Origin of the sequence: Algoriphagus aestuariicola (assembly GCF_017254835.1) — a bacterium.
GTDB classification, from domain to species: Bacteria; Bacteroidota; Bacteroidia; order Cytophagales; family Cyclobacteriaceae; genus Algoriphagus; species Algoriphagus aestuariicola.
The window spans coordinates 975,391-988,255 of record NZ_JAFKCW010000002.1; the positions used below are offsets into that span (position 1 = coordinate 975,391).

Annotated in this window: 11 protein-coding genes; 7 read left to right on the forward strand and 4 right to left on the reverse strand. The window is 45.9% G+C overall.

Annotated features, from left to right (window positions below):
- Positions 1-51: 51 nt before the first annotated feature.
- The 3 genes from J0A67_RS11365 to J0A67_RS11375 all read right to left on the reverse strand — a co-directional run bounded on the left by J0A67_RS11365 (position 52) and on the right by J0A67_RS11375 (position 5,654).
- Positions 52-3,516 carry a SusC/RagA family TonB-linked outer membrane protein gene (locus J0A67_RS11365; protein ID WP_241265147.1) on the reverse strand — a complete coding sequence of 1,155 codons (3,465 nt, stop codon included), beginning with the start codon at positions 3,514-3,516 and terminating at the stop codon, positions 52-54.
- Between the two features lie 180 nt (positions 3,517-3,696).
- The gene (locus tag J0A67_RS23220) at positions 3,697-4,788 is read right to left on the reverse strand and encodes a FecR family protein (protein ID WP_206569449.1); all 1,092 of its coding nucleotides are present in this window, start codon (positions 4,786-4,788) and stop codon (positions 3,697-3,699) included.
- A gap of 260 nt (positions 4,789-5,048) precedes the next feature.
- Positions 5,049-5,654 (reverse strand): RNA polymerase sigma factor, encoded by a 606-nt coding sequence (locus tag J0A67_RS11375; protein WP_206569450.1) that lies wholly within the window; start codon positions 5,652-5,654, stop codon positions 5,049-5,051.
- A 581-nt stretch (positions 5,655-6,235) separates the two neighbouring features.
- Here J0A67_RS11375 and J0A67_RS11380 point away from each other — a divergent pair.
- From J0A67_RS11380 to J0A67_RS11405, 6 genes are read left to right on the forward strand one after another with little or no spacing between them, the layout of a single operon-like run.
- A complete protein-coding gene (locus J0A67_RS11380; RefSeq protein ID WP_206569451.1) occupies positions 6,236-7,222 on the forward strand; it encodes a glycosyltransferase family 2 protein in 987 nt (328 codons plus the stop codon).
- Positions 7,223-7,232: 10 nt separating this feature from the next.
- Positions 7,233-9,053 carry an ABC transporter ATP-binding protein gene (locus tag J0A67_RS11385; RefSeq protein WP_206569452.1) on the forward strand — a complete coding sequence of 607 codons (1,821 nt, stop codon included), beginning with the start codon at positions 7,233-7,235 and terminating at the stop codon, positions 9,051-9,053.
- A complete protein-coding gene (locus tag J0A67_RS11390; RefSeq protein WP_206569453.1) occupies positions 9,050-9,997 on the forward strand; it encodes a glycosyltransferase in 948 nt (315 codons plus the stop codon). Before J0A67_RS11385 ends, J0A67_RS11390 begins: the two co-directional genes overlap by 4 nt.
- Positions 9,994-10,992, forward strand: coding sequence for a glycosyltransferase family 2 protein (locus J0A67_RS11395; protein WP_206569454.1), 999 nt, complete (start codon positions 9,994-9,996; stop codon positions 10,990-10,992). The genes J0A67_RS11390 and J0A67_RS11395 overlap by 4 nt, the downstream gene beginning before the upstream one ends.
- A complete protein-coding gene (locus tag J0A67_RS11400) occupies positions 10,937-11,686 on the forward strand; it encodes a glycosyltransferase family 2 protein (protein WP_206569455.1) in 750 nt (249 codons plus the stop codon). Before J0A67_RS11395 ends, J0A67_RS11400 begins: the two co-directional genes overlap by 56 nt.
- Positions 11,683-11,880 (forward strand): glycosyltransferase family 2 protein, encoded by a 198-nt coding sequence (locus J0A67_RS11405; protein ID WP_206569456.1) that lies wholly within the window; start codon positions 11,683-11,685, stop codon positions 11,878-11,880. Before J0A67_RS11400 ends, J0A67_RS11405 begins: the two co-directional genes overlap by 4 nt.
- Before the next feature lie 59 nt (positions 11,881-11,939).
- On the opposite strand, the gene J0A67_RS11410 is transcribed toward J0A67_RS11405, so the two are convergent.
- On the reverse strand, positions 11,940-12,248 hold the full coding sequence (locus J0A67_RS11410; protein ID WP_317195060.1) for a winged helix-turn-helix transcriptional regulator: 309 nt from the start codon (positions 12,246-12,248) through the stop codon (positions 11,940-11,942).
- A gap of 144 nt (positions 12,249-12,392) precedes the next feature.
- Here J0A67_RS11410 and J0A67_RS11415 point away from each other — a divergent pair, with 144 nt between their 5' ends.
- Entirely contained in the window at positions 12,393-12,785 is a 393-nt protein-coding gene (locus tag J0A67_RS11415; protein ID WP_206569458.1) for a DoxX family protein, read from the forward strand.
- Positions 12,786-12,865 lie beyond the last annotated feature (80 nt).

The window sequence follows — 12,865 nt, forward strand, 5'->3', positions numbered from 1 at the left end:
TTTATAATATCTGGTATATTTCATTTTTAAATCTCTTTAAGTAAAACAGGATTACAGGGTAACTTGAAGACCAAGCAAGAAAGTAGTCGGCTTGGGGTACCCATGCCAGATCATACCTTGAGAAAACACGTTGTTTCCGTCACCGCCACGAATAGGCGTCTGCTCTGGGTCCCCTACCACATCATCACCTACTACCAGGAAGAAATTCTGAACGGTAGTATAAGCCCTTAATCTTGAAAGCTTGATCCTATTTACAATTTCAGTCGGGAAGGTGTAACCCAACAGGAGGTTTCGTCCTCTCAGGAAAGAACCATCCTTCACCCAATGGGAATCCACGTTGGTAACATAGCCCGCCCTTGTATCCCGGATCTCCGCAATAGGAGAATTTTGATTTTCCGGCGTCCAGGCAGTTAGTACAGATTTGTAGCTGTTTGCCAGGGCCTGGCGATCTTCGCTTGGGTGGAGCGTCATATCCAAGATGTCATTTCCTACAGAATAAGCCAGATCAACGGTCATATCCCAGTTTTTGAACCGGAAGTTGTTGATGAATGAGCCCCAGAAATCGGGGGATCCATTACCGATGATCATCCTGTCCGAATCGTTGATCGCTTTGTCCCCGTTGACATCAAGATACTTGATATCCCCAGGAAGCATGGTCAAGCCATTTCTATAGCTCACAAACTCCGCGGCTTCAGCTCTTTCGGCTTCGCTCCAAGTGCCTTCTCTCACTAAACCCCAGAAAGACCCTACCGGCTCGCCCACCCGGATGATGTTGGTTTGGTTGGTGAAGTTGGGACCACCGACTCCAAAGATATCCGCAGGAGTTGCAAGGGACAGCACCTTATTTCTGTTAGCAGAAACCATGAAGGTGGTATTCCATAGGAAGTGTTCCTTCTCCACGTTCACCGTGTTCAGGTTAAACTCGATCCCTTTGTTCTCCATGGATCCCACATTGCTTCGGATCACAGAGTATCCACTTGTTCTGGGTACCGGAGCATCCAACAGCATATCCGTGGTCTTTCTGTAATATAGATCCAACTCCATCGCAATTCTGTTTTGGAACAACCCTAGTTCGATTCCAAAGTCAAATTGCGCCGTTTTCTCCCATCTCAGATCTGGGTTCGAAAGCCTGTTAAGGCCGGTTCCGCCAACTCTGGTTTCATTGTAGATGGCGGCATAATTAGAACTAAGCAGGGAAAGCGAGGAATAAGGAGGAATTTCTGAGTTGCCTGTCAATCCGTAGCTGGATCTCAGTTTCAAATTGGAAATCGTCGAGCTGGAGCTCATGAAATTTTCCTCTGAGACTTTCCAAGCCACTGCCGCAGAGGGGAAAAAGGCGTACTTGTTGTTTTCTCCGAATTTGGAAGATCCATCCGCTCTGCCGGTAAACGTGAAGAGGTATTTTTCATCCAATATGTAATTCACCCGGGCGAAATAGGAGCTCATAGCGAAGCTGGAGGCACTGGAGCCCACTGCAGGAAGCTGGCTACCCGCTCCGAGATTGTTGAAGGTAAAGTAGTCTGTGGAGAAGTTTTGGACGCTGGCTGCCATAGACACGAAGTCTGTTTCCTGCCAAGAGATTCCCAGCATGGCAGTCAAGCCGTGGCGTTCGGCAAAGACCTTGTTGTAGGTTAGGTAGTTTTCAAAAGACCAAAAGGTCTCTTTTCTCATACCCTTGGCGGCAGTACCATTTTGGGAAATGGCCAGGGTTCGGGTTTGGGATTGATTCCTCTCCTGGGTCATGACGTTTACACCCAAGACACTCCGCATTTCCAACCCTTCCGCAAATTTGATGTTGGTATAGACGCTACCCACAGTGGTCTGTGTATTCAAAATGTACTTAGTGCCATACAGTCTGTGCATGGAGCTCATGGTACCTTCCGCATAAGGATAATCCCTGTTGTTTGCGAAAGTTCCATCCTCATATTTCACCGGAAGGAATGGGAAGTCCTCCACGATCTGTCTAGCTACTGCGTCACCGGTATCCACCAGGTTTTCGGACTGGTTGTTGTAGTTCAAGGTACCACCGACTTTCAGCCATTTTTTGACCTGATCATCAATGGTAAATCGGCCAGAATAGCGCTTCATGTAAGAAGTCTTGATCAGACCCTGATCGTCTCTGAAACCCATGGAGAGGGAGTAGGTGGTACGCTCATTTCCTCCTTGGAATCCCAGCTGATGATTTTGGGAAAGACTATTTTGGGTGGTCTCCTTCAGCCAGTCGGTGTCGTATAGCGGCTGCTGGTTTGCATCGAAGATTCTCGGATCCGTTCTTCTCAAAGCAGGGTTGAGATAAGCCCATTTTCCGGCCTCCCATCCTACTGGATCATATTTCTCCATATTTGCCCAAGCGAGGTCTTCCACTGCCAGGTATTCTTTTGCATTCAGTACTTCAGGTCTGTTGGGGCCGATTACGGGCACGCTCACATCTACATTGTAGGTCACTGTGCCTTCGCCGGATTTGCCTTTTTTGGTCGTTACCAAGATCACCCCGTTTGCACCCCGGGAACCATAAATCGCAGTCGATGAGGCGTCTTTCAGTACTTCGACGGAAACGATATCGTTTGGATTGATGTAGTCGATGGCGTTGCTGGCCTGTTCCTGGTTACCCATGGGGAGCATGACCCCGTCCACTACATAGAGCGGGTTGTTGGAAGAGTTGATCGAGCTAAAACCCCTGATTCTCACGGTAGTTCTTCCTCCAGGTCGTCCTGAGTTGGTATTGACCTGAACGCCGGATACTCTTCCGGACAATGCCTGATTTAGTGATGGGGATGGTCTCTCGGCAAGGGATTCTGCACCGACTTGGCCAACTGAACCTGTCAAATCAGACTTTTTCACCGTACCATATCCAATAACAAGGATCTCCTCGAGAGAGGTGGAGTCGACGTCCAACGTCACGTTGATCACTGACTGCTGTCCCACGACTACGCTCTTGGGAGTGTATCCGATGTAGGAAAAGGACAGAGTAGCATCATCAGGTACCGTCAGGGTGTAATTGCCCTCAATATCGGTCACTGTTCCCAAGGTGGTACCCTCGACCAAAACCGTCGCTCCAGGAAGGGGTTGGTTGTTTTCGTCCAGCACTTTACCCGTCACGGTTTTGTCCATTGCTTCGGACACGCTGACCCGGTCTGCATTGGGATTGATATTGTCGGATTTCTTGACGTTGATGTTTTGATTGACTTGTTTAAACTCCAATTGAGTTTGCTTGGAGATAGAAACCAATACATCATACAAAGTCTGCTCTCCTCCACTCAAGGTTACTTTACCCAAATTTTGGATCTCCTTGTTGGTATACACAAACTTAAAATTTGTCGCTTTCTCGATCTCTGAAAAGACATTCAACAAGGAGGTCTCTTTAGAGTTTAATTTAACATTTACTTCTTCTATAGTTTTGATTTGCGACACACCATCCCTCGAATAGAGCATGGTCATCGTGAGAAACTGGATCAAAAACGCATAGGTAAAAAGCTTCGTCATTCTAATTACAAATAACAATAAACGGTTTTTCATATCTTTGCATGGTTTATTTTAGCTATTGCACAATGGTTGATTTAAACTTCTCGGATCGGGTTATTTGCAGTTAACCCATCCGACAATACCTGAACCGGGGATGTTGGCGCATCTCCGGTTCTTCGTTTTTTGTTGATTTATTTCATCATAGGCATATATGTTTTGGGGTTTATCATTGACTTATCTAAAGGATATTTCTACTTCATCTTGTTGTATTTTATACTCAAACCTTGCTGAATAGCTCAACCCTTCCAGTATATTTTCCAAGATTTCATCCTCATATTCTCCGTATACCAATAGGCCAGGAGCTGGCCTGTTTTTTAGTTTGAATTTGACTCCATACCAGTTTTCAAGTACTCGGATTGCCTCATCCATTTTCGCTTTTTGAAAAATTATCTTCTTGTTGGTCCAAGCTAAAACCATATCTGGATCAAAATTCCCCTTCTGGGATTTACCCGTCTCCAAGTTCACCGAAAGCTCTTCCCCTACCGACAATTTTGCCGACAAAGTATGGTCCTTCTCACTCTCCACCTCTACTCTGCCTTCCACCAAGGAAACATTGATATTCTCCTTTTCATATGCAGAGACGTTGAATGCGGTCCCTAGTGCCGTGGTCTTCACGCCTTCGGCGATTACCGTAAAAGGCCTTAAACTATCCTTCGCCACTTCAAAATATGCCTCACCGCTGAGGTGGACAACTCTTCTATCCGTCTCGAAATTCTTGATATACCTAAGTGAACTGCCCGAATTCAACATCACCTTAGAGCCATCTTGCAGCGTCATGGTCGACTTGACTCCCGGAGGAGTAAGATGCTCCTCATAGACGAGCAGCTGAACTGGGGCAACCGGCATTTCCTGATAATAAACCAAATTGACTCCCAAACTTATCGTGAAAGCCAAAACCAAAATCGCGGCAACTCCAATCCACTGAGAGTACCTGAAAAATCTCCTCTCCGGGATTTCGTGACGATTCAGGATAGATACAGGACTAATGGGTACGATCTCACATCCTTCCGACTCCGACGCCAGATCATCGAGCTCAGCATCTATCAATTCCCACAGGCGCGTCGATTCGTTCTCAGTTAGACTTTCCTTCCTGTAGCTTAGGTTAAGGACGATCTCCCTGGCCACCTTGGCTTTGGAAATCTGGCCTGGGTTTTCCTTCAGCAATTTGTCCCAATGGATATTCGTACTTTTCCCTGGAAACAACACCCATATTCTAAACTCACGATTCAATACAAAATCTTCTACTGAAAATCCGGAAATATCCACGCCATTATCTTTACAGATGAAAGGCGGCGGATCGTCTTTTCTATCCTCAGATTTTGATTTATTTTTTCACTTTTACAGAATCTTCAGCGACAAGGAAGCCAAACTGCAGAATCAGCAAAAAACAAAAGAGATTATTTCGATTTTGAAATCATCAAAACGACATCATTCTATCGACGGTTCAAAATCCAAAACTTATTCCCGTAGAATCCTAGAAGTCCGATGGTGACAGGAAGCTTTCTCGTCCTGTGGCATGAAAGCTGCTAGTACAATAAAAAAAAGTAAGAGATGATCAGTATGCTCTTCTTCATCCTGCTAATTGCCTTCCAAGCTAGGGTGTAGCATGAGTCGACAGTAATACCTAAAATTCCCGAAACCGCTTCGTAGGTGAGTTTTTCAAAAAACAACAATTGAATAACCTGCCGCTGTCGGACTGGAAGCCCATCAAGGGCACACGAAAGTTTTTTCTGAAGGGATTCGTTGACTTGGCGCCCGATTAGCTTTTCCTCCTCCGATTCCTCCAGGTTTACAGTCTCTATTTCACAAAGCTCATAGTCCATAAAAAAACGCTTGTCATGAGACACTTCCTTCAAGATCCGGTTGGAAAGCGACCTAAAAAGATAATGTTTGATGTTGTCGGTTTGTTTCAGGCCGCAACGGTACTTCCAAAGGTCGACAAACAGCTCCTGTATGCAGTCCTTGATGAAACTGCGATTGGGCTTGATGGCCATACCATACCTAAAAAGTTCTTGGGAATAACTAAGATAGATTTTCTCCAAAGCATCCTTGTCGCCAGCCTTCAACTGGCTCCAAAGCAGGTCCTCATCATAGAGAAAGGAGGATAGAGACGTCGTATTTTGGGTTTGCATGTGGAGATCGGTGTAATAAGACTAACAACTCTCCCAATCAAGGTCGTATATCATCATCAAGAAAGTCCGCTCTAATCCTTTTATTCACAAAAGCTTTTAAAAAGGCCAAGCTAGAAAATTTGGATTAAATAGTATTCATCAAAGAAATTTATTAGTAAAAGATAAGGCAAAAACTGAATATTATAATCACAAATCCAATTTATTCATTATTTTTTTATAAGTACGAGAGATAAAATAAAATAATATTTTCTTAAAGAGGATAAGAAAAAGCTAACCGAGAATTATCTCTGAGACAACAAGCGTGATTCCCCAAGCGTAAAGAATGCCTCTCCTCCGCCCTCTTTTTCTACTACTCCAGTTTTTCAAAAAAGGCTACCTGGCTTTGAACTCTTGGCCCTGAGCCGGTGATGGTTTACCGAAAATCGTGAGGTCGCCTGCTTCATCTTGATGTACCAATATTCAAAAAACCATACTATCACTTGATTTTTAAGTAGTTAAATATTTTTTCAAGCAATAAACTTCCTCTATTGTAGCATATCGCCGGGCTTGAGACGTTTCTATAAGACTAAACCACTATTATTTTGAACCTAAGCCTGAGCGTGGTTCTTCCGAACTACAACGGAAGAGCCCTTTTGGAAGCTTTTTTGCCGTGCACTTTTCAAGCCCTTGATGACTCGGGGCTTAGCTACGAATTCATCATCGTAGATGACGGATCGGATGACGGTTCCATGGAATTCATCGCATCCAACTATCCCCAAATCAAAGTTCTCGAAAACGGCGCAAACGGAGGGTTTTCATACTCCTGCAACCGAGGCATCTATGAAGCAAAAAATCAGCTGATCTTTTTGGTGAACTCTGATATCCGGCTCAGCCCAGATTATTTTAAAGGTCAACTAGAATACTTCAACGACCCCAAGACCTTCGGGGTCATGGGGAAAATCCTCAACGGGGACGGCTCCAAACTGGAGATCGGGGCAAAAATCGCAAGAAGAAGGGGAAAGGTGTTGAAAACAGATCGATTTTACCTTCCTGATACCAATTCCAATTCCGCGCCTACTCTATTTCTCTCCGGGGCAAACGCGCTGATTGATCGCCAAAAACTTCTGGAGCTTGGCGGTTTTGATGAGCTCTATAGTCCATTTTATGCCGAAGATCTGGACTTGGGAGTCCGGGCTTGGAGGATGGGATGGAAATGCTATTTCCATGAACAGTCTACCTGCTTTCACATGGGCTCAGCTACGATGAAATCACAGATTCAAAAAAGCTGGGTAAAGACCGTGTATTTCCGAAACAGGATGCTTTTTCATGCGGTCCATTTAGAAAAAGATGAGCTGTTCCAATGGAAGGCTCAGACGATTCTTTTCGATGTACTTCCAAAACTACTGATCGGAAAAACATGGATTTGGAAAAGCTTCCAGGCCTTCAGGCAACTGGAAAGCAAAATCTCCGAATCCAGACGAAAACTTAACAACCAACTACAGAAAAATCCAGACGCCAAATCGCTTCGGGACATAGAGCGTGAATTTCAACTCCTGCTCGATTCCCAAAAGGCCGTCTTGAAATTTTAACTACCGCGCCATGAATACCTATTTTAGACTTTTGGGCTTTGCAAAGCCCATCGAAAAATACGCTATCCCCTACTTTTTGCTCACGGTGCTAGCCACTGTGTTTAATACCATGAACTTGGCTCTGCTTGCTCCGCTTTTAGCAGCTCTGTTTAAGGATTCTGACGGAATTCAAAAAACGCCACCTGAGTCCATGACGGACTTTATGGCTTGGATGGAATATTCCACCTACAAGATCCAAGGGGAGTTTGGGCAAATGCAGGCACTTCAATGGATCTGCGGAGCAATCCTCGTTTCAGTCCTCCTTAGCAATCTCTTTAAATACCTATCGTTCCGCACGATGGAGAATTTTAGAATTCACACCCTCTTAAATCTCCGCAACTCTCTTTTCAACCATGTCATAGACATGGACCTTGCCTATTTTACAGCTCAGCGAAAAGGCAATATCATTTCCAAGATCGCTTCTGATGTACAGGTGGTGCAGTATTCGGTCACGAGCACGCTTCAGGTTTTGTTCAAGGAACCTATGCAACTCATCGCCTACCTGGTGGTGCTGTTCTCTATCTCTGTCAAACTGACCCTGTTCGCGGTTTTGGTCATCCCGGTCTCCGCTTGGATCATCGCCAGGATTGTACAGAAGCTCAAAGCTCAGGCAAAGGAAGCGCAGGAGCGTTTCGGCATGATGATCAGCTACCTGGACGAGTCTTTGGCCGGTATCCGGGTGATCAAAGCCTTCAATGCAGCTGACCGGATCAAAGACAAATTTGCCGGCGAAAATCGGGCTTTTTCCGACTTGGGTCGCCGAATGGCTTACAGACAGCAGCTCGCCTCCCCGACCAGTGAGTTTCTTGGCGTCGTGATGGTCACGATCCTCGTCCTCTACGGGGGCAACCTTGTCCTATTGGGCGATGCCGGGCTTTCCGCTGCATCCTTCATCACCTATATCGCCATCTTTTCGCAGATCATGAGACCTGCCAAGGCCATGACGGAATCTTTCAGTACGCTGAATTCGGGACTGGCTGCGGGTGAGAGGGTGCTGGAAGTGTTGGACGAAAAAGCCGAACTGGCGGAATCTGGCAACCTCCACCGAATCGAAGACTTTAAAAAAGAGATCCGCTTTGAAGAGGTCACGTTTGCGTACGACGCAAAACCTATTTTAAAGCAAATAAGCTTTACGATACCCAAAGGCAAGACCATTGCTTTAGTGGGGCCTTCTGGAGGAGGAAAATCCACCTTGATGGATTTTATCCCCTTGTTTCACCGGCCGACATGGGGTCGAATCAGCATAGATGGGATAGATCTCAAAGAAATATCCGCAAACTCCCTCAGATCATTGATTGGCATGGTCAACCAGGAAAGCATTCTTTTCCACGACTCCATCCGAAATAACATCGCTTTCAGCAAACCCGATGCAACAGATGCGGAGGTTGAGGCCGCAGCAAGGATCGCGAATGCCCACGATTTCATCATGGAAACCGATCAAGGCTATCAAACGCAAATCGGGGATCGTGGCTCGCGGCTTTCCGGAGGACAAAGGCAGCGCATTTGCATTGCCAGAGCCGTCCTACAAAACCCGCCCATCTTGCTCTTGGACGAGGCGACCTCTGCTTTGGATACGGAGTCCGAATTTCTGGTGCAAGACGCCCTGCAAAAGCTGATGGTCAACCGTACCACATTGGTGATCGCCCATAGACTGAGTACCATCCAAAAAGCGGATCAGATTCTCGTCATAGAAGACGGTCACATCATCGAGCGGGGTACCCATTTCGAACTCCTATTTATGGAAGGAGCTTACAGCAAACTGATCGAGAAACAAAGCCTTGAAAAAGCATGAACGAGCGGCCTCTAATATCAGTCGGACTCTGCACCTACAACGGGGAAAAGTTTCTGAGGGAGCAGCTGGAATCCCTCGTGAGTCAATCCTATCATCCCATGGAGATTCGGATCAGGGACGACCAGTCGACGGATCAGACTATGGAGATCATCCGCGAGTATCAGCATCGCCATTCCTTTATCCATGTCACACAAAACGAGGAAAGACTCGGGCTTCAGAAGAATTTCGAGGCGGTATTCGGCGACTGCAAGGGCGATCTTATAGCCCCCTGCGACCAAGACGATGTCTGGGCGCCTCAGAAGCTCGAGAACCTGCAAAAATCCATGGGATCTCACGTTATGGTCTACCATGATTCGGAGCTGATCGATGACAAAGGCAAGAGCATGGACTATCGGATCTCAGACAAGTTTCGCATGAGAGACTTTGATCGTCAAGAGCCTTTCCTGTTTTTCAATTGTGTGTCTGGACACGGAATGCTTTTCCAAAGAAAAATCTTGGAGTTGGCAATTCCTATTCCAATGGTGGGTTGCTATGACCATTGGCTTGCCTTGATCGCGCTGGAATTTGGAACTATCGGATATTGCCCCCACACACTGGTGAAGTACCGACAACATGCAGACAACCAAACAGACATTCTTGGCCGGAAAAAGAGGCTCACTGGCATCGCGCGGGTTCAAAATAGATTTTCCCGTGAAAATACTTGGCTAGATGCCTGTTCAAATGCTGTGGGGAAAAACAAAATTCACCATCCGATCATAGATTTTAGCGAGCTGGCCAAAGCACGTGAAAATTCATATTTCTCATTTAGGCTAGGATGGAAAATCTGGAAGGAACGAGAGCATCTTCTAACTATATCTCCCTCATCCACCTTTGATAAGCTAGCCTTTTCACTTCGCTATAGCTTAGGCCTAAAGGCCAAAAAACTCTTTTACGCAATCAAATGAAGGTGTCTGTCATCATCCCCTGCTACAACTATGGAAAGTATCTGGACGAATGTTTCTCCAACCTTCAGGCACAATCTTATGAAAACTGGGAGGCCATCTTGGTAGACGATGGCTCTACGGATCATACGATGGAGACCGTCAGGTCATGGCAAGCCCATGAGCCTAGGATCCAGTATTTTTACCAGCCCAATTCCGGGGTCTCAACGGCGAGGAATCTGGGCTTAACCAAAGCCAATGGAGAACTGATTCAGTTTTTGGATGCAGATGATCTCCTCAGCAGGGACAAAATCCGTCTTCAAGTCGAGTACCTTGCAGCGCATCCAGAAGTTGATCTTTGTTATACCGAAAACCATTATTTCGAAGATGGCATTCCGGAAGTCCACTATCCGGACCAAGAGTTTCTCGGCAGGGATTGGATGATCCGATTTTCGGGCAAACATGCGTTTGCTGTCGAGCAACTCATCAGAAACAACCTGGCCGTGGTCAGCAGCCCAGTACTGCGGAAAAGCTTGGCAGGAATTGCCGGATTTTTCCCTGAGGATATCTCCCATACTGAAGACTGGCAATATTGGATACAGTGTGTTTTCGCCGGGGCGACGATCCACTACCTCCGAAACCCGGAGGCCTTTACACTTATCCGTGTACATCGCGGAAGTGTGAGCCAGCAAACCCAGACTATGCGATATGGAGAGCTAAATCTCCGGACTTGGCTCAACCATCAACTTCAAGAGGCATACTTTTTAAACGAGTCCGAAAAGAGTTCACTGCGCGTTCTGAACGGAAATAAGAAGCGCCAGCTGTTCAAATACATCATGTACCACGGCCCTTTGACCAGCATCTCTCACCTGATCAAGATGGCCTCACTTTACGATTGGCCTACGGTCATTTCGTTCTACTTCAAAGCGATCAATTTTAGGAGAAAAACAATTAACAAAGTCCATGCAGCTAATCGATCTCATCATCCTATCCAACGCAAAGACGCCAGAATTGCGTGAGCTGACTTGCAAGGCAATCGAATCACTCCTGGCCTCGGAGGACGGTAACCAAATTCGATTTATGATTCAGGTATATGAATCTGCTAAGACCGAAAGCTACCACTATCCTTATTGCGAAACGATTTTCACCAACCGCCCCTTCAACTATAACCGTCTGATGAATGCGGGGATCAAAAAAGGAAAAGCCCCTTTTGTTTGTCTTTGCAACAATGATCTAATTTTTCATCCCGGATGGGCAAGTAAAATCTTGGAGGCATTTCGGAAATACACCGACTTGGAAAGCGCATCTCCCCTCTGTGAAATCAACCATAGAGAACGGGGCATTCTGACAAATACGGGAATCCACATAGGCTACGAGGTCAGAAAGCACGTGGCTGGCTGGTGTTTATTTTTCAAAAGAAGTATGCTGGAGAAAACGGGGCTTTTGGACGAGCGCTTTAAGTTTTGGTTCGCAGACAATGACTACGCCAAAACCCTCGAAAAGCACCAAATCCTCCACGGGCTGGTCTCCGATTCGCAGGTAGATCACCTGGAAAGCCAGACCCTTAAAACGAAAACGCAAAAGGAACAGCTCCTTCTGACTACCGACGAGCGATTTTTGTACGAATGCAAGTGGGGCAAAAGAAGCTACTTCTCCTATCTAAATTTCAAACGCAAACAATTTTTCAAAAACCTCAAACCACAAACCGCATGAGAATTTCTTCCAGGGTATCCATTGTAATCCCCAATTACAACTCAGCCCAATTTTTGTCCGAAACACTCCAATCCGCAATGGAGTCCTTTTACCCAAACCTGGAAATCATAGTAGTGGACGACGGATCAAATGCAACTAAACAACTTTTCAAAAGAACTCTGGTTCGTCCATTCCCTGTTCCTTTCGCATTTTAAAAAATCAGCCTCAAAACCGGCATGGACAATAAAGGAAACGGAGTTCGTGCCGTCCTCCTTTAGCTACCCATGATTCTTTTCCTATGGACTAGTCCCCAAAAATGCAGCTCATCCAAGACCTTTTCCAAAGACAAACCATGTGGTGTGATGGAATATTGGACTGTAGGCGGGAAGGTATCAAGCACCTCCCGTACTACAAGTTGATTGGCTTCGAGGCTCTTCAACTCTTTGGAAAGCATCTTGTCGGTGATTCCCGGAACATCTTTCGCAAGCTGCTTAAACCGTTTTGGCTTCTCTGACAAGGCAAACAAAATAAGAAGCTTCCATCTCCCCTCGACCGCTTCCAAAGCATCTCGGATAGAAAGCATAGTTTTCGGACAACCGGCTTGTGACAGCATAGACTATAGTTTTTCACATTACTTTCCAGTTGGATAGCGCTTTCCACTTGGGAAGTAATATCATTTTGAAAGCAAAGGTAACTAAGCTTGCAGCTTCATCTAACAAATAACGAAATGCATGCCAAGCAAAAACCTTCAAAAATTCTAATCATCGCGCTTTGGACTGCGCAGGGAATTCTGGCCATCATCTTTTTGTGGGCTGGATATATGAAACTGATCCAGCATGACGACTTCCCCTTTCTCTGGGGAAAAGAAAATCCTGGCCTCGTCACTCTGACTGGGATCATTGACCTGGCAGCGGCAGTCGGAATACTTGTTCCATCTTCACTTCGGATTTTCCCCTGGATTTCTATCCTCGCCTCCTATGGGATTGTAGCGCTAATGCTTACAGCCGCCATTTTCCATGTATCTAGAGGAGAAGCGGCCGATATCGGGTTTAACATCTTCATGGCATTTCTCGCCCTCTATGTCATCTGGGGAAGAGCGCGGCTACAAAGGCGCTCCTAACCTGCGAATTGTGTACAACGCATCTTCATCAATTGGCAAAAAACCATTTCCAAGAACCAGGATTGTCGCGTAATTTAAGG